Raw genomic sequence first — 20,536 nt, 5'->3', positions numbered from 1 at the left:
AGCGGTCCCCTGCGGGTCCGTTTGTTCAAGCCGAACAGGAAGCCCACCGGTCTCCGGTGACCGCGAATACCGGAAAGTGATCCTCGCGGCGACGCGGCGTGAAACGGACACGCACGGGACCGACCGGAAGCAACGGCACACCTCCCTCGATGGCGGCATACACCCACGGCCCCTCGTCGAGTTCGACGATCGCGATCGTCAGCGGCTCCGGATCGTCGTCTCCGCAATAACCCGCCCGCCCCACCACCCGCCACGACAGAATCGAACCGACCCCGCCCGACGGGACCTGCTCCAGCACCGACGAGGCACACTTCGAGCACCACGCCGTCAAGGGCGCGAATACCCTGCCGCAGCCGTCACAGCGCAGAATCATCAAAGTGTCTTCCGCGCACAGGGCTCGAATGCCACCGGCCACGCCGGTCCGCACTGAATCGCAGGGGTCCATGGGTATCTCCGAAATGGTGTTGACGATGTCTGTACCAGCATCGATCAGATGATCTCCCTCACACGAGGGCCGGATGGCCGGGTACATACCCGTTTCCGGGTACCTCCGATCCGAGAAGCGGCGGCGACCGCACACGTGCGTGGCCGAATCTCCTACTTGCCTTGGAACCGGGGACGTCGCTTCGCGGCGAAGGCGGCGGTTCCCTCGGCGAAGTCGGCAGTGGCGAACAGAGCCGTCTGCCCAGCTCGCTCCACGTCGAGCGCGGTTTCCAGCTGCGCGAGCGCGGTCGCGTTGAACGCGCGTTTGGTCTCGGCATAGGCGGCGGTCGGACCGGTCGCCAGTTTGGCGGTCAGATCATTCACCGTCGTCACGAACTGGTCGGCCGGGACGGCTAGTGAGATCATGCCCCACTCTTCGGCGGTCCGTGCGTCGATGCGTTCGCCGAGCATCGCCATCCGAACCGCCCGAGCCCGGCCGACGGCGGCGGGCACCAGCGCGGTTGCTCCGCCGTCCGGCATCAGCCCGATACCAGCGAAGGCGAGGAGGAAGTAGGCCGACTCCGCGGCGACAGTCAGGTCGGCGGCCAGCGCGATCGAACAGGCCACTCCGGCTGCGGGCCCGTTGACCGCGGCGACCACCGGCTTGGGCACCCGTCTTATGGCACGGATGAGGCGGTTGGCGTTGTCGAGCGTTTCGGGGCCGACCTCTCGGTCGGCGTTCACTTCGCCGATGTCGGCGCCGGAGCTGAAAGCTCGCCCGGCGCCGGTGAGCACGATGACCCTGATGTCGTCGTCGTGAGCGGATTTTTCGACGAGTTCGCTGACTTCGCCGAGCATTTCGCCGGTCAGCGCATTGAGCGAGGTCGGTCGATCGAACGTGATGCGGAGAGCGCAATCCGCGGTGTGCACGGTCACAGGGGACATCTGAGGCCTTTCGGTCAGCAGCACGGCGTCGGATATCCGTACCGGGTTGAGACGATGCTGGGGGACCTGGTCACGGTCCGAAGGTCCTGGATCGGAAGGGGCGGTCGCCCGGCCCGACGCCGGGCGTTCAGCGACACCCAGTACAGCGTCGACGGTGGGCGCGTCCGCGCCCAAGCGAGGCGCTGGGCCGGTCTCGATCCTGGAATGCCCTCGAGGTCAGCGGGGACCGTGCCGCGGGCGGGCCGGGCCGGGTACGGACGGTTCAACGACCTGTAGACCGCCGGTACGAGGTCCGCGCATGTCAGCGGGGCGTCCGGGCTGTTCGGGCGATGTCGCGCCCGATGATCTCCTTCATGATCTCGGTCGTGCCGCCGTAGATGGTCTGGATGCGCGAGTCGATAAAGGCCTTCGCAACGGGATATTCGAGCATGTAGCCGTAGCCGCCGTGCAGCTGCAGGCACCGGTCGATCACGCGCTTCTGCAGTTCGGTGGCCCACCACTTGGCCTTCGCGGCGTCGACGACGCCGAGCGTGCCTTCGTTCAATGCCAGAACAGCCAGGTCGTGGTAGGCGCGCGTCACATCCAGCTCGGTCGCCATCTCGGCGAGCTGAAAACGGGTGTTCTGGAAGTCCCCGATCGGCTTGCCGAATGCCCTTCGCTCGAAGCAGTAGCGGCGGGTCTCGGTGAATACCGCCTCCGCGCCCGCGAGTGCTGAGGTGGCGATGGATAGGCGTTCGAGCGGGAGCCGTTCCATCAGGTGCACGAACCCGCCGCCCGCTTCGCCGAGCAGGTTCGCCGCCGGGACACGCACATTGTCGAAGAAGAGCTCAGCGGTGTCCTGGGCGTGCATGCCGATCTTGTCGAGCTTGCGCCCGCGGGTGAAACCGGGCGTCCCGGTCTCGACCACGATGAGGCTGAACCCTCGCGATCCCGCGTCGGGATCGGTCCGGGCGACGACGATGACGAAGTCGGCGTTGACTCCACTGGTGATAAAGGTCTTCTGCCCGTCGAGCACCCAGTGGTCCCCGTCGCGCCGGGCCGCCGTGCGGATCCCCTGCAGGTCGCTGCCCGCGCCGGGCTCGGTCATCGCGATCGCGCCGATCAGTTCGCCGGACGCCATGCCCGGCAGCCAGCGTCGCCTCTGGTCCGCGGTGCCCAAATCCCGGACGTAGGGCATGACGATGTTGTCCTGCACGGAAAAACTGGAGATCAACGACGCCGCGCCGACTCGGGCGAGCTCTTCGATCAGCACGACCTGGTATCGGTAGTCCGGCTCCCCGCCGCCGCCGTCGGACTCGGGAACCCCCAGCCCGATCAGGCCGTATTTTCCAGCCGCCAGCCAGACCGGCCGGTCGATGAGGCGGTCCCGGTCCCAGCGCTCCAGGTGCGGCTCCACCTCGCGAGTCACGAACTCGCGCACGACTTCCCGGTATCGGTCGTGGTCTTCGGTGAACAGGTGCCGGTCCATACGATGCTCCTAGAGAAGCTCGATCAGAGTGGCGTTGGCCATGCCGCCGCCCTCACACATGGTCTGCAGCCCGTAGCGGCCACCGGTCGCCTCGAGGTGATGGACCAGAGTTGTGAGCAGCCGGGTGCCGGACGCGCCGAGCGGATGGCCCAGTGCGATCGCGCCGCCGCGCGGGTTCAGTCGTTCCGGGTCGGCGCCCAACTCCCGCTGCCAGACGAGCGGGACAGGGGCGAACGCTTCGTTGACCTCGTAGGCGTCGATGTCCGCGATGGACAGTCCCGCACGGGCGAGAAGTTTCTGCGTCGCCGGGATGACACCGGTCAGCATCAGCAGCGGGTCACTGCCCGTCACCGCGAAGCTGTGGAAACGGGCCTTCGGCCGGAGGCCGAGCGCGTTCGCCTTCTCCTCGCTCATGATCAGCACCGCGGAAGCGCCGTCGGTCAGGGGGGAGGAGTTGCCCGGCGTGATCTTCCAGTCGATCTCGGGAAAACGCTGCGCCACCCGGTCGTCGCGGAACGCCGGGGCGAGACCGGCCAGCTTTTCGGCCGTCGTGCCGGCCCGAACGGTTTCGTCCGCGGTGAGCGTGCGGTCGCCGGCCCGGACCGGCAGGATCTCCGCGTCGAAGCCGCCCGAAGCAGCAGTGGCCGCGGCTCGCGCGTGGGACCGTGCCGAGAATTCGTCCAGTTCGCCGCGGTCGAACTTCCACCGGGCGGCGATCAACTCGGCCGATACGCCCTGGTTGACCAAGCCTTCGGGATACCGCGCGGCCACCGCCGGGCCGGCCGGGTCCTGGCCGAGGCCCGGCGTTCCCATCGGGACCCGGCTCATCGACTCGACGCCACAGGCGATAACGACGTCGTAAGCGCCGGCCAACACGCCCTGCGCGGCGAAGTGCGCTGCCTGCTGGCTCGACCCGCACTGGCGGTCGATGGTGGTCGCAGGCACGGCTTCCGGGAACCCGGCCCCGAGAACGGCATTCCGGGTGATGTTGAGTGCCTGCTCGCCGGCCTGGCTCACGCAGCCGCCGAGCACGTCGTCTACCAGAGCCGGGTCCAGCCCCGTCCGCTCGGTCAACGCGCGCAGAACACGACCGAGCAGGTCGGCCGGATGCACGTCCGAGAGCTGTCCCCCGGGCTTGCCCTTGCCGGACGGGGTGCGAATGGCGTCGACGATGACGGCGCTGGTCATGGCAGTCCTCCTTGATTCACTTAACGATCGCTAAGTTTTTGGCGGAATGTCAAGGCATCAGGGGCCGATAAGAGACGTAGATCACTTCTGAATTTAACGATCGCTAAGTATCGTGTGTCCGCAGCTGCCGACGCGAAAGGTCCGTGAGTGAAATGGTGCGTACGAGGTTCTGCGAGGTGTTCGGCGTCGAACATCCGATCGTGCAAGGCGGCATGCAGTGGGTCGGCCGTGCGGAGCTCGTGGCCGCCGTCGCGAACGCGGGCGGTCTCGGCTTCCTCACGGCGCTGACTCAGCCGACGCCGGAGGATCTCGCCGAGGAGATCGCGCGGTGCCGGGAGATGACCGACAAACCCTTCGGCGTGAACCTCACGATCCTGCCCTCGATCAGTCCGCCGCCGTACGCGGAGTACCGGGATGTGATCGTGGAATTCGGAATACCCGTCGTGGAGACGGCCGGTTTCAACCCGGCAGAACACCTTCCCGCTTTTCGGGCGGGCGGCGTGAAGGTGCTGCACAAGTGCACCAGCGTCCGGCACGCGGTGAAGGCCGAGGAACTCGGCGTCGACGGCATTTCCATCGATGGCTTCGAGTGCGCGGGCCACCCCGGAGAGGACGACATCCCCGGACTGGTGCTCATCCCCGCCGCCGCGGAGAAGATCACCATTCCGATGGTCGCCTCGGGCGGCTTCGGCGACGCCCGCGGCCTGGTCGCGGCGCTGGCGCTCGGAGCGGACGGGATCAACATGGGCACCCGGTTCCTGGCCACGGTCGAAGCCCCGGTGCACGACAAGGTCAAGCAACGCCTGGTGGCCGCTACGGAGCGGGACACCGAACTGATCTTCCGGCCGCTGCGCAACACCGCGCGAGTGGCGCGGAACGCGGTCAGCAGCGAAGTCGTCTCCATCTTGGACCGAGGTGGCCGGTTCGAGGACGTGCGCGAGCTGGTGGCGGGCGCGCGTGGCCGGAAGGTGTTCGAAACCGGCGACCTCGAACTGGGCATCTGGACCGCGGGCCTCGTGCAGGGCGTGATACATGACGTCCCGACCGTGGCGGAGCTGATCGGCCGGATCGTCGCCGAGGCCCGCGATCTCATCGCCGGCCGGTTGACCGGTTTACTGAACTGAGCGGAGCACGCACGATCTCGCAGTGCGGCCGCCTCGATTACCGGTGAACCGTCCGGTTCGGGCAAGCGCGCCGGTGTGCGCCTGCCCGGTCCGCGGGACGCAGCAGGTCGGACTCGTTCCGGCACCACGGTCCGACAGGCGCTGACCTGCGCCCCTTCATACCGGCGACGCTCTTCGCTGCAACGGCGTGCCGATCGTCGCCGAACCGTGGCCGGCGCGGGCCCGCACTCGAGTCCGTTCGGCCGCATTCCGCCGTCGAACTCCTGATCGGATCCGCGCTACTTGTGCCGGAACCGGTACTGGCTGACAGCCGCGGCGGGCGATTCCGTGCCGACCACGCACCACCCGAGGGTCGGTCGGCAAGGAGCTACACCCGCCGCGGCCCGGCCACCAGCGCATCGCCGGGCGAGCCGGCCCTGCGGTCTCACTGCTGGTGGCAGGTTCATTCCCCGGGATGGGACAGGTAATTCGGGTTGGCCACGAGAACCCGGTCGGTTATTTCCGCCCGGACCGCCGCGAGCAGCGCCGGATCCTCCGGGTCGATGACGCCGGCGCGGATCGCGAGGGCGAGGCCGGCTTGGTCGGCGCGGCCGTAGCGGGCAAGCCGTTCGTGGTGACGGCGCTCCTGCTCCGGCTCGAGCTCGAGCTCCCGCGCGACGGTGTCGATGACGTTGGCTGCGACGCGGGCGTTGAAGCTCAGTCGCCCCGTGGTGCCGGACATGACGTCCGCTCGCAGGTAGAGCGAGACGGCGTCGAGCAGCTCGCGGCTGGTGGGGCGTCCGTGCAGGTCCGACGGCGGGGCCTGGACGAGGTCCGGCAGTTCGCCGACAGGGTGCCCGAGCGCGAGGAACAGGTCGTGTTCCTGCTCGCACACGCGCCGCCCGATCGCGGCCAGTTCCACCGACGGCACGGCACCGGAGAGGTGTCGCTCAGCCATCTGCCGACATCCCACGGCCCAGCGTGCGGTGCCGTAGACCTGCCACCAGCGGACCGCGCCGGGGTCGGGCCGGTGGCCCGCGACTTCGGCGTAGCCGTCGAGCAGTTGATCGAGCGAGCCGAACCCGCCCGCGGCAGGCGCGGTGCCGAACCGCCAGCTCTTCACGCACAGCCAGCCCAGGTCCTCGCGTGGGTCGCCCAGATGCACCTCCTCCCAGTCGAGGACAGCCTTGAGCCCGTCCGCCGCGACGATCATGTTGCCGTTGCGGAAGTCACCGTGCACGACCGTGTCCGGCACGTCGGCCGGGCGGTGCTTCGTCAGCCAGTGCAGGGCGATCTCGATCGACGGCAGCGGCTCGCCCAGCTCGTCGTAGAGCTGCCGGAGGTGTTCCAACGGGTCCCGGCGCTCCAGTCCCGGCACGTCGGTTACGGGGATCGCATGCACCCGGGCAGCGGCTCGGCCCAGCTCCGCGGCCAGTTTCCTCCGGGCTTGCGCGTACTCGGGGTCGCGCAGCAGTCGGCGAGCGAGCGTCTCGCCGTCGACGTGCCGGGTGAGCAGGTACGGCGCCCCCACAGCGGCGGCGTCCGTGCTGTAATCGACCAGTGGCGGTACCGGGACCCCGTTCCGTTCCGCAGCCGCGATGGACCGGGCCTCCATGGCCATACCGTCCGCACGGTCGGTGCCGGGCGGGTCGCGCCGCAGCACCAGCCGATGCGCGGCCGAGCCGGTCCGGGCGGTGAACGACCAGGTCTCTCGGCTTGCGCCGCCGGTGAGCCGGTGCAGCTCGACGACCTCCACCCGCTCGCCGAAGAGGCCGGTGAGCCGACGTGCGAGCCGTTCCGCAAGCACGGCCCGGTCGGCCGGGTCGCCGGTGGGCCGGCGCGTCTCGTCGGTGATGGTCATGCCCCACGCTCACGCGTCAGGCGGGGATCTCCCACGGAGCGAGAGCTACGGCGTCGACCATGTCCAGCGCCAAGCGCTGGTAGCGGCGCACGATCTCCTCCGCCGAGGCGGGTCCGTCCGGCGAGAACCAGCTCGCGACGCCCGTGCACATCACGACGATCGCCCGGGACGCCTCGGTGGGCAGCGGTGTGCGGAAGGCCCCGAGTTCGACGCCCTGAGACACCACGTCGTCGAACATCCGCTGCTGCGCGTGCCGCTTGGCCAGGTGCGGGGTGCGCGCCGGCTCCTCCAGCGCCCTCAGCTCGCTGGTGCCCAGCAGAGTGCTGTGCGGGTCCTCGACGTGGAAGAGGACCTGCTCCTCGACGAGCGCGCACAGCCGATTGGCCGGATTGTTCCCCGCCCGCTGCAGCGCCGTGCGGGTCCGGTCCAGCAACGCGTCGATCCCGCGCTCCATGATCATCGCGAGCAGGGCCTGCTTCGACGGGAAGTAGTGATACATTGCCGTGGCGCTCAGCCCGGCCCGTTCCGCGATGTCCCGCACCGACGTCCCGTGGTAGCCGTGCTCGGCCATGGTCACGATCGACGCTTCGATGATCGCTGCGACGCCCGGCGCCGCGCTCGTGGGCCGCGCGGCCGGCTGGTGTGCTCGCGCCATCGATCCCTCTCCAGTTCACCGGCCCGCCCGGGGCTCCGGACGCTTCGCGGAAGTGTACCGGGCAGTACCGAGACGGGTTTGAACGCTTCGCTCGATCGCCGACGAGCCGATCGGCGAGTTCACCGAATTTCCTGGTCATCTGCGCACCTTGTTGGGCCCGGCGAAGCCGAAGAGGTAGCCGGCGACCTTGCGCATCTGAATCTCCTCGGCCCCCTCGGTGATTCGGTAGCGGCGGTGATGGCGGTAGATGTGCTCGAAGGGTGTGTGCCGCGAGTATCCCAGCCCGCCGTGCACCTGCATGGCCCGATCAGCCGCCTCACACACGAATCGGTTCGCTCGGTAGTTGCACATCGAGACCTTGTCGCTGATCTCCATGTGGGGTACCCGGTCGAGTTCCCATGCGGTCTTTCGGACCAGCCCGCGTAGCATCTCCGCCTCGGTCTGCAACTCCACCAGTGGCCACTGGACGGCCTGGCGGGTGGCCAGCGGCGCCCCGAACGTCACCCGATCGCGGGCATAGGCCACGGCGCGGTCGATGCAGAACTGGCCCGCGCCGATCCCGGCGGCGGCCTGGCGGATCCGGTTCTCGTGCACGAAGGTCTGCGCCACCGCCAACCCCATGCCCTCTTCGCCGAAGATCGCCGAGTTCGGCACCCGAACGTCGGTGAGGGTCACTTCGGCGTGGTCGGTGGGCATGTTCAGCGTCCACCAGAAAGAGTCCACCGAGAATCCGGGCGAGTTCACCGGTACGAAGAAAGCGGTGATGCCGCGGGCTTCGCCGTCCTTCCCGCTGGTGCGGGCGAACACCACGTCGTGGGTGGCCGAGTGCATCCCGGAGTTCCACCGCTTGGCGCCGTTGATGATCCAGTCGTCCCCGTCACGGACCGCGCGGGTCTCCATCCAGGTGGCGTCCGAGCCGTGGTCGGGCTCGGTCAGGCCGAACCCGATCCCCCCCTCGCCGAGAAGCATCGGCTCCATGTACTCGTCGAGCTGATCGGGCGTGGCGAAGGCGAGCAGCATGTGCGCGATCGGGAAGTTCCCGACCACACTGGATTCGTTCTGCAGATCGTTGTGCAGCCCGAGACCCTTGTGCGCGAGATGCTCGCGGATCACGGCCATGTCGAAGTTGGAGCCGTCCTGCCCGCCGACGGACTTGGGCAGGGCGTAACGCAACCAGCCCGCGGCGTCCGCTCGGCGGCGCATTTCGCCCAGCAGTTCCTCCCACTCCCGTCGCGGAATGCCGCCGGCCTCGAAGTCCGTTCGCGCCCATTCCCTCCGATGATCGAAGAACCTCTCATTGTCGTCCTGAGCCTGCAAAGGCTTGATCTCAGCCTCGATGAAAGCGTCGAGCTCGTGCAGCTTCTGGCTCAGTTCCACGGGAAGCGTGAAATCCACAAATCCTCCTAAACGATCGTTAAGTCAAGAATGACACAAGTGATTGCGCCGATGAAAGAGCACGGATACACCTCTACAAAATCGACGAACCGGGCCGCCGATTGGGCGCCTCGCCGACCGAGCACCCCGAACAAGCGTTCAGGTCCGAGGGGTACCAGCCTCCGGCTTCACCGAGGACTCGGCGACGGCCCGGCAGACCGAGTTCGGAACGCCGCGCGGCGGCTGCAACAGCTCGTCCCGACGGTCCGTCAGGACCGCGCAGTGTTACCGTCCCACCCAATTGGGCTTGCGCTTCTCCAGGAACGCCGCGACGCCCTCGAAGCGGTCGGCGCTGTCGGCGATCGCCGCGGAGGCCCCGGCGGTGACTGTCCAGCCCTCCTCGTCGGCGGCACCGGCGACCTGCTCGACCGCCTCGAGCGTGACACCGACCGCGAAGGGTGAATTGCCGCAGATCTGTTCGGCGAGGACGAGGGCGCCCTCGAGCGCGGCGCCGTCCTCGACCAGCTCTCCGACCAGGCCGAGCGCATGAGCTCGGACGGCGGACATCGGCTGCCCGGTCAGCAGCATCTGCTTCGCGGCATTCAGTGGTAGGGGCCTCGGCGTCCGGAACAGCGCCCCGCAGTCCGCGATCACCCCTCGGGACACCTCCGGCAGGGCGAAACGCGCCGACCGGCCGGCCACAACCATGTCGCAGGCCAGCACAATCTCGAAACCGCCGCCGTACGCGATCCCGTCCACCGCGGCGATCAGCGGAGTTTTCCGCTTCCGCTTGACGATGCCGTAGTTCCCGCCACGCTCCGTCGGCGCGCCCCGGCCGTTCGCCAGGTCCGTACCCGCGCAGAACATGTCCGGTCCGCCGGTGAGAACGCCGCACCACAAGTCGGGATCGTCCTCGAGCTCGTCGAGCGCCGCGTCGAGTTGGGCGGTCATCGCGGCGTCGACCGCGTTGCGCTTCTCCGGCCGGTCCATCCGAATGACGAGCACCCGCCCTCGACGCTCAGTACTCACGCGTTTCATGCAATCTCCTCAGGTTGCTCATCAGATGCGTGCGGGGCCGTCGGCCCAGTATTTGTCGCGCAACTGGCGTTTGTAGAGCTTCCCCGTCGCCAACCGCGGCAGTTTGTCCTCGAAATCGATCGAACGGGGACACTTGTGCCGGGAGAGGTTGTCGCGGCAGAACTGGATCAACTCGTCCGCCAGCTCGGGCCCTGCCTCGACCCCCGGCAGGAGCTCCACCGCTGCCTTGACCTCCTCGCCGAGGTCCGGATGCGGGATGCCGAACACCGCCGCGTCGGCCACCATGGGATGCGTGATCAGCAGGTTCTCGGTCTCCTGGGGGTAGATGTTCACACCGCCGGAGATGATCATGAAGGTCTTGCGGTCGGTGAGGTAGACGAATCCGTCCTCGTCCACGTAGCCGACGTCGCCGACCGTGCACATCCGGCCGTCGGGAGAGTGCGCCTCCTTGCTGCGCTCCGGGTCGTTGAAGTACCGCACCGGCTTCGACATGACGAACCACAAGGTGCCCGTGATGCCGGCCGGAACCTCGTTCATGTCGTCGTCGCAGACGTGCAGCTCACCGAACACCACCCGTCCGACGGTGCCCTTGTGCGCGAGCCACTCCTCCGAGGTGCACGCGACGAACCCCATCGCCTCAGTGGCGCCGTAGTACTCCAGGATGATCGGCCCCCACCAGTCGATCATCTGCTCCTTGACCGGTACCGGGCAGGGCGCCGCCGCGTGCACCACGACCTCCAGCGAAGACACGTCGTAGGAGAGCCGGACCTCGTCGGGCAGCTTGAGCATGCGGGAGAACATCGTCGGCACGAGCTGCGAGTGCGTCACCCGGTACTTGTCGACGAGGCGGAGGTACTCCTCGGCGTCGAAGCGCTCCATGATGATCACGGTGCCACCCATCCGGATGGTCAAGCCGACGGCGCCCTGCGGGCCGGAATGATAGAGCGGGGCGGGCGAGAGATAGGTGATTCCCTCCCGGTAGCCGTACAGCGACGCGAGGAATTCCTGTGGGTCGAGCAGCGTGTCCGGTGGTACATCCGGCAGCTCGTAGAGGATGCCCTTGGGACGGCCCGTGGTGCCCGAGGAGTAGAGCATCACCCGGCCACGTCGCTCGTCGGCGACAGGAGTGTCTGGGTGGACAGAGGTGGCGTCGGCGAAGTCCCGGAAACGACCGCGATCGGCAGGGGTCAGCACGCCGGCATCGTCCACCACCAGCAGCAGCTCGACCGCCGGGACCTGCGCGGCCGCGGCGGCGGCGACGGGCAGCGTCGCCGCGGACGCGATCAGCGCCCTGGACTCGCTGTTCTCCAGGATGTAGGCCAGCTCGGTAGCGGTGAGATGCGAGTTCGCGGCGGTGCAGTAGAGCCCCGTTCGCTCGCCCGCCCCACAGGCCTCCAGGTACCTGGCGTTGTTCTCCATGAACACCGTGTAGTGGTCGCGGAAGCCGAGCCCGGCTTCTCGCAGAACATGGGCGAGGCGGTTGGTCCGCGCCTCGAATTCGGCGTAGGTCACGGTCTCGCCCGTGCCCGCCATGATGAAACATGGCTGGTCCGCTCGCTCGACGGCGTACTTGCCCGGATACATCTCTGCCTTCTTTCTTCCGACCGGCTCGTCCGTAGCGACCCGGTCTCATGACGAGGTCGGCCGCGCGGCCGGAGCGAGGTGGTCGACACCGCCCAGCCGCATGGGTCCTACGTGTCCCAGCCCATCGTCGTCATCGATCGTGGTCTCTCACTCTGAGTGCGGTAGCCCGGTCGCCCCGCGAGCGAGGCCGAGGCCCTGTTCGACGAGGGTGACTGCCGCACGGTGCAGCTGCGCGCCGATCTCGGCGGGCGCCCGGCCGGCCGAAGCCCGCGCATGGCTGCCTTCCAGGAGGATGGCGAGCCGGTAGCAGGCGAGGGCCTGGTACCAGTCGATCAGGACGAATTCCGCACCCAGGTCTCGATCGCTGCCGGCCGCGTAGCGTTCGATGATCGCGGCGCGGTCCGGCAGTCCTGGCATCGGCGCGGCAGGAGGGGTGCGCCCGGGCCCGCCGGGGCCGGGCCAGGTGGCCAGTAGGTGCCCGAGGTCCAGAAGCGGGTCGCCGATCGTGGCGAGTTCCCAGTCGAGGATCGCGGCCACTTCGGGGGCGGTACGGCTGAAGAGGATGTTGCCGAGGTGGAAGTCGCCGTGAATCACGCCGGGGCGCCAGCTGCGGGGCACCCGCGCCTGCAGCCACCGGCCCAGTCCGGCCACATCGCCGAGGGTCTCGGGGCCCGGCCACCGCTCGAACTCGGCGTAGGAGTCGAGTTGACGCTGCCACCGCGAGACCTGCCGTTCGAGCCATCCGTCAGCGTTGCCCAAGTGCGCGACGCCGGCTGCCACCGGGTCGACCCGACCCAGTGCTGCCAGGACGTCGACCAGCGACATGCCCATGCGCCGTTGCAAGGCCGGGTCCTCACGGAAGACCTGCGGCAACTCCGACATGGCCGAGTACCCGTCCACCGCCTCCATCACGAAGAAGCAGCAACCGAACAGGTCCAAGTCCTCGCACAGGGCAACGAACCGGGGGTGCGGAACATCCGAGCCGGCGAGCCCGGCGAGCACGGTCGCCTCCCGCACCATGGTCGAGTCGCTGTTGGCCCGCTTGTGCTCCGGGGGCATGCGCAGCACGTAGTCCCGGCCGGCGCGGGTGAAGCGCAGCAGCAGATTCTGGGTGCCGCCTGCCAACGGCACCAGACCGGTGATCGGTCCGGAACCGACCCCGTTCGCGTCGAGCCAGCCGGTGAGCCGGTCGACATCGACACGCCCCGTGGACGAGTCCGGGACGGGCTCCGTACCGGCTTCGAATCCCCGCGTCATCGAGGAGCCTTCCTGCGAGCTCGTCATTGTGCCGTTCGCCCGCCGTCGACGGCCAGGACGGCCCCACTCGTGAAGCTCGACGCTTCACTCGCCAGATACAGGGCCGCCCCGACGATCTCGCTCGGGCGTCCGGCCCGGCGCAGCGGGTAGCGAACCAGCAGTTTCTCGACCGCCTCCATGTCCCAGTGCGTGCTGACGTCGGTCAGGAACGCACCCGGCATGATCGCGTTCACCCGAACCGATGGACCGTAGGCCTGCGCGAAGCCCTGGGTCAGCGCGTTGAGCCCGGCCTTCGCCGCGGCGTACGGCAACTCTTTCGGTCCGGGTCGCTCGGCCGCGATGCTGCTGATGTTGATGATCGAACCACCCTCGCCCGCTGCCATGCGTGCCCCGACCAGCGCGGTCAGCCGGAACGGACCTTTGAGATTCACGCCGATGACCTTGTCGAACAGCTCCTCCGACACCTGGTCCAAACTCGGGTACAGCGGTGAGAGCCCGGCATTGTTGACGAGCACGTCCAGCCGGCCGAACTCCTCGTAGACGCGGTCGACCAGGCTGTCCTGCGCCGCCCATTCCGCAACGTGGGTTGCCACCGCGAGCGCGCGCCGTCCGGTCCGTTCCCGGACCTCGGCGGCGACCTCCTCGCACGCGTCCAGTTTGCGCGACACGATCACCACATCCGCGCCCGCGTTGGCGAACGCCAGCACCATCTCGCGGCCCAGGCCCCGACTACCACCGGTGACCAGGGCCACCTTGCCGTCGAGTCCGAACCCGGGGAAGACATCCGACTCCATCGTCGCCCCCCGTCAGCCGAACAGCTCGATGAGGCCGTCACCCAGGCGCATCGACCGCGGGCCATAGCCGACCCCGCCGTCGCGCGTCCGAGGCGCCAGCGTGGCCAGCAACCGGACACGGGAGCGATCTTCGGTGTACGTGGTTCGAAGCATAATCCTCATTCCAAAGCTGGCTGAACGATCGTAAAGTAAGGCGCGCTGTCCTATCCTGTCAAGGGCCGTCGGACCCATCCGCTGTCGTTCCGCGACGCTGCCACTCCAATCCGACGCGAGAAGCGGCTCGGAAGAGGTCGGCGTCGGCTTTGCGCGTGGTCAACCATGGGAGTGTGCAATGAACCGGTGCCGAAACCGAGCAGGCGGGGATCGCCTCGGCGTGGCGGCACGGACCTCTATCGGCTCGCACGGGACGCCTCCGACCGAGTCGAACTGATCCTTGCCACAGCGGCGCATGTCAGGTACTTTACGATCGTTCAACCAGAATGGCTAGGAGGTCGGCGGGGAGGCTCCGCACCTCGCATAACCCATTGCAGTAATTGAGCATGCGGTCTTGAACGTGCGCACAGTAGGCGCCACATCGAGCACGCCTGCAATTCCATTGCGATGTAAGCAGCGGTTCGGGACGAGCACTCAGCCTACGGTGCCACTCGACACGAAACGGACTGCGGCCTGGGTGTAGCGCTCGGCGATCTCCTGGGCGGAGAGCGGACCGTCCTCGCGATACCAGCCGACGATTCCGCCGACCATGTCCAGCAATAGGCGAGTGGTGAAGTGTGAATCGCCCTTCACGAAGAGGCCCTCCGCCATTCCGCGCTTCAGCAGGTCCTCGAGTGCTTGTTCGACCAGGGCACGCTTGGCAACGTATTTTTCGCGCATCGCAACGCCCAAGAAACGAAACTCGCTGTGCAAAACCGCGAGATCGTGGCGCCGGGTGGCGTGCAGGGCGACAGCGGTTATCGCATTCCTGAACCTGGTCAAAGTGTCGTCACCGGCAGCCTCGAGTGCAAGGTGAATATGAGACACTTGATCGTCCATGGCGATGTCTAGAAGGGCGAACAGAATGCCTTCCTTATTGCCATAATGGTAGTACAGCGACGTCATCGTAGCTCCCGCCCGCCCCGCGATTCCGCGGACGGTGGCTCCGTGATAGCCGTGCTGCTGAAAGTCCGCCAGAGCCGCCGCTAATATCGGCGGCAAATTCAGGTCCTCATGCTCCAGCCACGCCGGCGGCGCCTGTCGGCCGGTTCGCGTCGTCTCAGCGCGACCCATGCGATCCTCCCTCTGAGTATTCATCGGAGGGCGGAAGAACGAGCGCCCGCTATATCCTAACGCCACGACCCAACCGACAGCCGAAGGCACCGACTCGCTCTGGTGACGATGTGCGGGCGTCCCTGGTCGAAACCTTGGGCGGCACGCTGCGCAGGCTCGGGCTCTTCATAAACCGGATGCGATCCTCGCAGCCGGCGCGGCGCCGCTGCCACCAACTCCAGCACCGGAAACTGCCCGATGATGGAGTTGGTGGCGACGACTTGCGTCAGGCGTGCCCCTCCGTGAGGTAGCGGCGCATAACCGTATCGGCGTCGAGTTCAGCCGCACTGCCGCCGAAACTCACCGTGCCGCGGTCCAGGATGTATGCGTACTCGGCCATCTCAAGAGCCTGGGATACATACTGTTCGACCATGAGCAGTGCGGCACCTGCTTCGGAGAGGATTTTGAGCGCGTCGAAGATCTGCTCGACGATGCGAGGCGCCAGTCCCATCGAGACTTCGTCCAGGAGGATCAGACTCGGCGACGCCAAGCGGGCGCGGGCCAGGGCGAGCATCTGCTGCTCACCGCCGGACATTTCGCCGGCACGGCTGGAGAGGCGCCGGCGCAGCACCGGAAACAGCTCGAGCGCCTCTTCGCAGGACGCCGACTTCGAGCCCGGTGGGATCTGCAGGCGCAGGTTGTCCTTCACACTGAGATTGGGGAACACGCCTTTGCCCTCGGGGATCAAGCAGAGCCCGGCCGCAGCTCGCCGCGTCGGTGACAACGTGGTTATGTCCTGGCCGTTGAAGATCAGCGACCCGCTGGTCGGTCGAAGCAGTCCGCTCGCCATCCGGAGCATCGTGGTCTTGCCCGCGCCGTTCGCGCCGAGCAGAGCCGTAATCGCTCCGGCGGGTATTTCCATGGTGATGTCGTGCAGCACCTCGGTGCCGCGGTAGCCACCGGTGAGGTTTCGGATTTCCAGGGCGTTGCTTGTGCGTACCTGTGAGGTCGTCATGCCAGCTCTCCTGATCCGGATTGGACGAGGGCAGCGCTGTCGTCCAGGTGCGGGTGCGAGTCGGACTCACCGAGGTACACCGAACGGACGACCGGGGAGGTCGATATTTCGCGCGGCGTTCCCTCGAAGATGGGTTTGCCGAAGTCGATGACGTAGATCTTGTGGCAGACGGACAGCACCAAGGACATGTCGTGTTCTACCAGCAGGATCCCGATGTTGCGTTCGTCGACGACACGGCGCAGGATCTCGGCGAAATGCCTGGTCTCGGTTTGGTCCAGTCCGGACGACGGTTCGTCGAGCAGCAGGATGCGGTGTTCTCCGGCGAGGCATCTGGCCAACTCCACCAGACGCCGCTGGCCGGTCGACAGCGAGGCAACGTGGGTCGAGCGGAACTCCTCCAGTCCGCAGAGTTCCAGGGCATGTTCGGTGGCGACTTCCACGCGCCGGCGCTCGCCGGGCTGACCGAAGATGTGCCGCAGCGGGGCGGCACCGGCCATCGCGGCTTCCGCCCCGAACGCGACGTTCTCGGCGACGGTCAGCGAGTCGAACAACTGCATCCGCTGGAACGTCCGGCCGAGGCCGTGGCGAGCGCGGCCGGCAACGCTCAGACGGGACAGATCACGGTCGTCCATCGTCAGGTCGCCCGCTGCTGCGCGGATCAATCCTGAGCACGCGTTGAAGATCGTGGTCTTGCCGGCGCCGTTCGGACCGATCAGTCCAGTGATACGGCCGGTGGGAACCTCGAGGTGGACACCGTCGACGGCGACCACACCGCCATAGGTGACTCGGAGGTTCCGCGCGCGGAACACGCCGTCCGCGGCCCGCAGCTGGGTGAGTAGCTCGCTGCGCTCGGCCTCGTCAACCGACGCCTGGACCCGCGGTTTCCGGCGGGCGAGCCGGTCGATCACGCCTTGCAATTTCGAGTAGTCGACGTCGTTCGTCGCGGTCAGGCCGTAGAGCACGGCGCCGATGCCGAAAATGAGGGTGAGGACGTAGGACACCGAGTCGGACGGGAAATAGGCGGGGATGACGGCCAACGGAATGCCGCCGACGAGTCCGTCCCACGGCGCTCCGCCGACCAAGACGATGACCAGCGCGAAGTACTGGAGCGACTGCAGCGGCGGAAAGTCCCCGATCGACGCGCTGCCGAGATTGGCGCTCCACAGCGCACCGCCGATGGCAGCGAGGAAAGCGGACAGGCAGAACACGAGCACGCGGGTGATGTTCACCGTCGCACCCGACGTCTCCAGCGCCGCCGGTGAGTCAGCCAAGCCGCGGAGCAACCGGCCGAGTCGGCCACGCGAGATCCCTACGATCAGCAGTGCACAGGCGACGGTGAGAATCAGGACCAGATAGTAGAACGGCTTGTCGTCCTGCAGCCCGGCGACACTCGGCCGGCTCAGCACAACCCCTGATGAAGAGGAACCGAAGAAGAAGTTCTGCGTGTAGAACATGCTCTGCACCAGGACGCCGAATCCGAAAGTGGCCAGCGCGAGATACAAACCGCCCAGTCGGATGGCCGGAATCGCCAGGACAGCGCCCACCGGCACGGCAACCAGGCCCGCTACGAGCAGTGCCAAGCCCCAGGGCCAGTGCTGGTCCTGGGTGAGATGCGACAGCCCGGCCGCCCCGATGGCCATGAAGGTCACCTGGCACAGAGACACCTGACCGGACATCCTGACGAGCAGGCACAGCGACAAGATCACGATGCTGAGCGCCAACCCGGACGTCCAGTAGATCACGTTGAAGCCCACGAAGCTGGGGACCAGTACCAGCATGAGCAGGACGACACCACCCAAACCCAATTGGAAACGCGCCGGTGCCCGCCAACTCGGCCGTCGGCGCGGGACCAGCTGCGACCGCGCCACCAACTTCCTTTTCGGAAACGCGATCAGGATGACGAACAGGACCAGAAACGGGATCGAGCCGGACAAACCGGCGAAGACTCCGCTGGTGAACCACTTGGTGCACAGGGCCGCGACGACGCCGATGGCGAGCCCGCCCGCGAACGTGATCGGGAGACTTCGGAACATGCCGATCGCCGTGGCGCCGAACGCCGCGACGACCAGCAGGGTCAGCCGGGTCGGTTCGAGGGGCACGAGCGGCGCGAACAGGACACCCGACCCGGCTGCGAGGGTCGCTCCGATGATCCACGCGAAGCGACGAGTCGCGACCGGACTGGTCGCGGACAGCGCCAGCAATTCCGGGTCGTCGACGACCGCGAGCATGGCGATCCCGCGGCGCGCACGCCGCAGATAGAGGCTCAGCAGGACGACAGCCACAGCCGTCACCGCGAACGTCACCAGGTTCGTGTACTGCAGGAACGCGCCGAAGACCTCGACCGTGCCAGCGGGAAAGTAGGCCGGCACCTCTCTGACGGTGCTGTTGCCATACACGAGCAGGACGGTCCCCTGCACGATCAGCAGCAGTCCCACCGTGGTGGCGACCTGCACCGCCAGCGTGGCGCTCTGGGTCCGCCGCGCGATCAGTTCCAGAACCAGTCCCATGGCCGGCCCCAGGACGAGTATCGCCACCGCGGCGGCCCAGACCGGCGACCAGCCGTGCAACACCGTGGTGCTGTAGAAGAGGTAGGCTGACACCGTGGCCAGGGCTCCGTGGCCGAAATTGAAGATGCCCGATGTGCGATAGGTCAGGACGAGGCCGACTCCGGCGAGCCCGTATACCGACCCGGTCGCCAGTCCGATGAATATGAACGGCAGTAACGTCGACATGATTCTTCCTTCTGAGGATCTCCAGGGCGTCCCGGCTGAGTGTCCCCAGCCGAGAAACGCCCTGGGTGCGTGCGGGTCGTGACCCGCACGAGGGTCTAACCGGTGATCGCGTCGAGCACCGACTGATCGACACAGTTCGGCTTGTCGCCGCCGGTCAATTTGCCGCTGTCGATGGTGAACTCGTAGTAGCACGGCGTCCGGAAGAACTTGCCGGGCTCGTAGGTAGTGGGCGCGATGAGCCCGCCGAGAGTCTCGTTCTTCAGGGCATACAGACCGCGCCGCATGTCGTCGGCCGTCGCGCCGGGCTTGATCTTCCCGGCCTCAGCAGCGGCCTTGAACATCTGGCCGGCAGCCCAGGCGAGCTCGTATTGGGGGGTGAACTCCGGGTCGTTGAACGCCGCGCCGGCGTACTTCTGCATCGCGTCGGAGAAGACCTTCGCACCGGGAGGCGTCGAATCCCCCTGGTAGTTCGCGTAAGAGCTCCACAACTTCTCGCCGTTCAGGACCGGGTCGTTCAGGACCTTCTTCGTGGCGACGAAGGCACCGCCGATGAGCATCGGGTTGTACTGCTGGGATGCGCATTGACCGGCCACCTTCGACACTCCGTTGCCGTTCGAACCGATCTCGAGCGCGTCCGCGCCCGCCGACTTGGCCGCGAGGCACTGCGCTACGTAGTCCGGCTGGGACAGCGAGATCGGGACGCCGAAGTAGCCGATACCCAACTTCTCGGCGCTTGCCTTCGCCATTGCGTGCGGCTGCTCGCACCCTGGATTGCAGTACATGTAGCCGAATTTCTGCTTGCCGGCCCGCTTGGCGATGTCCCCCACCGCGACGCTGGCCGTCCACTCGTCGGCCCCGACGGTGAAAAGGCTCGGGAACGAATACGGCCCGAAAGTGAGGTCGAACCCGATGAGCGGGGTCTCCGTGGACTTGAGGTAAGCAGCAGCACTCGGAAGGACCTCGGTGAACAGAATGGCCGGCACCTTGTACTGCTGGACCAGCTTCTTCGCGTTCTGCAGGGCCGTGGCCGGGTTCCCCGCATCATCCAGCTCGATCACTTTCACCGGGTGGCCGTTGATGCCGCCCCCGGCATTGGTGTGATCGACCCATGCCTGGATCACCTGCGGTTGCAGGCTGAACGCGCCACCGGTCATCTGCGCGGTGCATGAACACATGGCGCCGACGACGATGGGAGTTCCTCCCGGCGAGTCCGCGTCGCTACCACCGCCGCTGGACGAACAGGCGGTGACGACCAGCATGAGCGCGGCCGCGAGAGCGGCGAGCCCGGCCACGTGCCGTGCACGCAAACGTTTGTAAAACACGGATGCTCCTCAGATGTGACGCCGGTGGATTCGGCGAGCGGAATTGCGCTTAAGGCGCGGGAAAGTCATCGAACGATGATCGGCAGGACGAGCCGGCTGGGTCGCGTTCCGCCGTGACGCGCCCGCTCTTTCGCCGGCTGTCGCACTGGCTCGAGAGCTAGCGTTCGCTACACGGCGCATGTGACAGTAGTCACGCGGTCGCCCGGTTGTCAATGCCTGGGCCATCCATCGAGTCCGAGTAGTTGTCGCGTCAAACAGGGCGCGACGTGGCAATACGTCGAGCGCTGCTCAGCCGAACGGCTACTTAACGATCGCAAAGTATGGCATGCCGGGCACTGGGCTTCGCGAAGGTCTCGCCCGACCCCACCGACCCGGAGCCGGGCGCACGAGAACCACCGCGGCACCACAGCACCGCCTCGACCAGGCACTACGGGACGTCTCCGATCGAGTCAAATCAATCCTTGCCACTGTGGCGCATCTCATGTACTTTACGATCGTTCATCTCAACCGGCCAGGAGGTCGACAGCGAGGA

17 protein-coding genes are annotated in these 20,536 nt (G+C 67.2%); 1 reads left to right on the top strand and 16 read right to left on the bottom strand.

The window, feature by feature from the left end:
* Nucleotides 1–25: 25 nt before the first annotated feature.
* The 4 genes from NRB56_RS37195 to NRB56_RS37180 all read right to left on the bottom strand — a co-directional run bounded on the left by NRB56_RS37195 (nucleotide 26) and on the right by NRB56_RS37180 (nucleotide 4,024).
* A complete protein-coding gene (locus NRB56_RS37195) occupies nucleotides 26–532 on the bottom strand; it encodes a Zn-ribbon domain-containing OB-fold protein (RefSeq protein WP_227838658.1) in 507 nt (168 codons plus the stop codon).
* A gap of 65 nt (nucleotides 533–597) precedes the next feature.
* Nucleotides 598–1,368, bottom strand: a complete 771-nt coding sequence (locus NRB56_RS37190; RefSeq protein WP_153349085.1) for an enoyl-CoA hydratase — start codon at nucleotides 1,366–1,368, stop codon at nucleotides 598–600.
* Between the two features lie 301 nt (nucleotides 1,369–1,669).
* A complete protein-coding gene (locus NRB56_RS37185; protein ID WP_153349067.1) occupies nucleotides 1,670–2,836 on the bottom strand; it encodes an acyl-CoA dehydrogenase family protein in 1,167 nt (388 codons plus the stop codon).
* Nucleotides 2,837–2,845: 9 nt separating this feature from the next.
* Nucleotides 2,846–4,024: a thiolase family protein gene (locus NRB56_RS37180; RefSeq protein WP_153349066.1), complete on the bottom strand. Its 1,179-nt coding sequence runs from the start codon at nucleotides 4,022–4,024 to the stop codon at nucleotides 2,846–2,848.
* A gap of 152 nt (nucleotides 4,025–4,176) precedes the next feature.
* On the opposite strand from NRB56_RS37180, the gene NRB56_RS37175 reads away from it, so the two are divergent.
* Nucleotides 4,177–5,148, top strand: coding sequence for an NAD(P)H-dependent flavin oxidoreductase (locus tag NRB56_RS37175; RefSeq protein ID WP_153349065.1), 972 nt, complete (start codon nucleotides 4,177–4,179; stop codon nucleotides 5,146–5,148).
* Between the two features lie 442 nt (nucleotides 5,149–5,590).
* Here the strand turns inward: NRB56_RS37175 and NRB56_RS37170 are convergent, their stop codons facing one another.
* The 12 genes from NRB56_RS37170 to NRB56_RS37115 form a co-directional block, all read right to left on the bottom strand.
* Nucleotides 5,591–6,988: a phosphotransferase family protein gene (locus tag NRB56_RS37170; RefSeq protein ID WP_153349064.1), complete on the bottom strand. Its 1,398-nt coding sequence runs from the start codon at nucleotides 6,986–6,988 to the stop codon at nucleotides 5,591–5,593.
* A gap of 16 nt (nucleotides 6,989–7,004) precedes the next feature.
* Entirely contained in the window at nucleotides 7,005–7,643 is a 639-nt protein-coding gene (locus NRB56_RS37165) for a TetR/AcrR family transcriptional regulator (RefSeq protein ID WP_153349063.1), read from the bottom strand.
* A 135-nt stretch (nucleotides 7,644–7,778) separates the two neighbouring features.
* On the bottom strand, nucleotides 7,779–9,038 hold the full coding sequence (locus NRB56_RS37160; RefSeq protein ID WP_319944085.1) for an acyl-CoA dehydrogenase family protein: 1,260 nt from the start codon (nucleotides 9,036–9,038) through the stop codon (nucleotides 7,779–7,781).
* 264 nt (nucleotides 9,039–9,302) lie between these two features.
* A complete protein-coding gene (locus tag NRB56_RS37155; RefSeq protein ID WP_153349062.1) occupies nucleotides 9,303–10,055 on the bottom strand; it encodes an enoyl-CoA hydratase-related protein in 753 nt (250 codons plus the stop codon).
* 21 nt (nucleotides 10,056–10,076) lie between these two features.
* Complete coding sequence (locus tag NRB56_RS37150; RefSeq protein WP_153349061.1) at nucleotides 10,077–11,639, bottom strand: AMP-binding protein; 1,563 nt, start codon at nucleotides 11,637–11,639, stop codon at nucleotides 10,077–10,079.
* Nucleotides 11,640–11,786: 147 nt separating this feature from the next.
* On the bottom strand, nucleotides 11,787–12,896 hold the full coding sequence (locus NRB56_RS37145; protein ID WP_153349060.1) for a phosphotransferase family protein: 1,110 nt from the start codon (nucleotides 12,894–12,896) through the stop codon (nucleotides 11,787–11,789).
* A 23-nt stretch (nucleotides 12,897–12,919) separates the two neighbouring features.
* Complete coding sequence (locus NRB56_RS37140) at nucleotides 12,920–13,690, bottom strand: SDR family NAD(P)-dependent oxidoreductase (protein ID WP_153349059.1); 771 nt, start codon at nucleotides 13,688–13,690, stop codon at nucleotides 12,920–12,922.
* A 12-nt stretch (nucleotides 13,691–13,702) separates the two neighbouring features.
* Nucleotides 13,703–13,843, bottom strand: a complete 141-nt coding sequence (locus NRB56_RS37135) for a hypothetical protein (protein WP_153349058.1) — start codon at nucleotides 13,841–13,843, stop codon at nucleotides 13,703–13,705.
* A gap of 474 nt (nucleotides 13,844–14,317) precedes the next feature.
* The gene (locus tag NRB56_RS37130; protein ID WP_194291132.1) at nucleotides 14,318–14,956 is read right to left on the bottom strand and encodes a TetR/AcrR family transcriptional regulator; all 639 of its coding nucleotides are present in this window, start codon (nucleotides 14,954–14,956) and stop codon (nucleotides 14,318–14,320) included.
* Nucleotides 14,957–15,221: 265 nt separating this feature from the next.
* Entirely contained in the window at nucleotides 15,222–15,950 is a 729-nt protein-coding gene (locus tag NRB56_RS37125) for an ABC transporter ATP-binding protein (RefSeq protein ID WP_153349056.1), read from the bottom strand.
* Nucleotides 15,947–18,874: an ABC transporter permease subunit gene (locus NRB56_RS37120; RefSeq protein ID WP_319944084.1), complete on the bottom strand. Its 2,928-nt coding sequence runs from the start codon at nucleotides 18,872–18,874 to the stop codon at nucleotides 15,947–15,949. Before NRB56_RS37120 ends, NRB56_RS37125 begins: the two co-directional genes overlap by 4 nt.
* Nucleotides 18,778–19,974 (bottom strand): ABC transporter substrate-binding protein, encoded by a 1,197-nt coding sequence (locus NRB56_RS37115; protein ID WP_153349055.1) that lies wholly within the window; start codon nucleotides 19,972–19,974, stop codon nucleotides 18,778–18,780. The genes NRB56_RS37120 and NRB56_RS37115 overlap by 97 nt, the downstream gene beginning before the upstream one ends.
* Nucleotides 19,975–20,536: the final 562 nt, after the last annotated feature.

It is taken from the genome of Nocardia aurantia (assembly GCF_009604425.1).
Taxonomy (GTDB): domain Bacteria; phylum Actinomycetota; class Actinomycetes; order Mycobacteriales; family Mycobacteriaceae; genus Nocardia; species Nocardia aurantia.
Note: the sequence above shows the minus strand (reverse complement) of the source record. Positions and strands in the feature narration are given on the sequence as shown.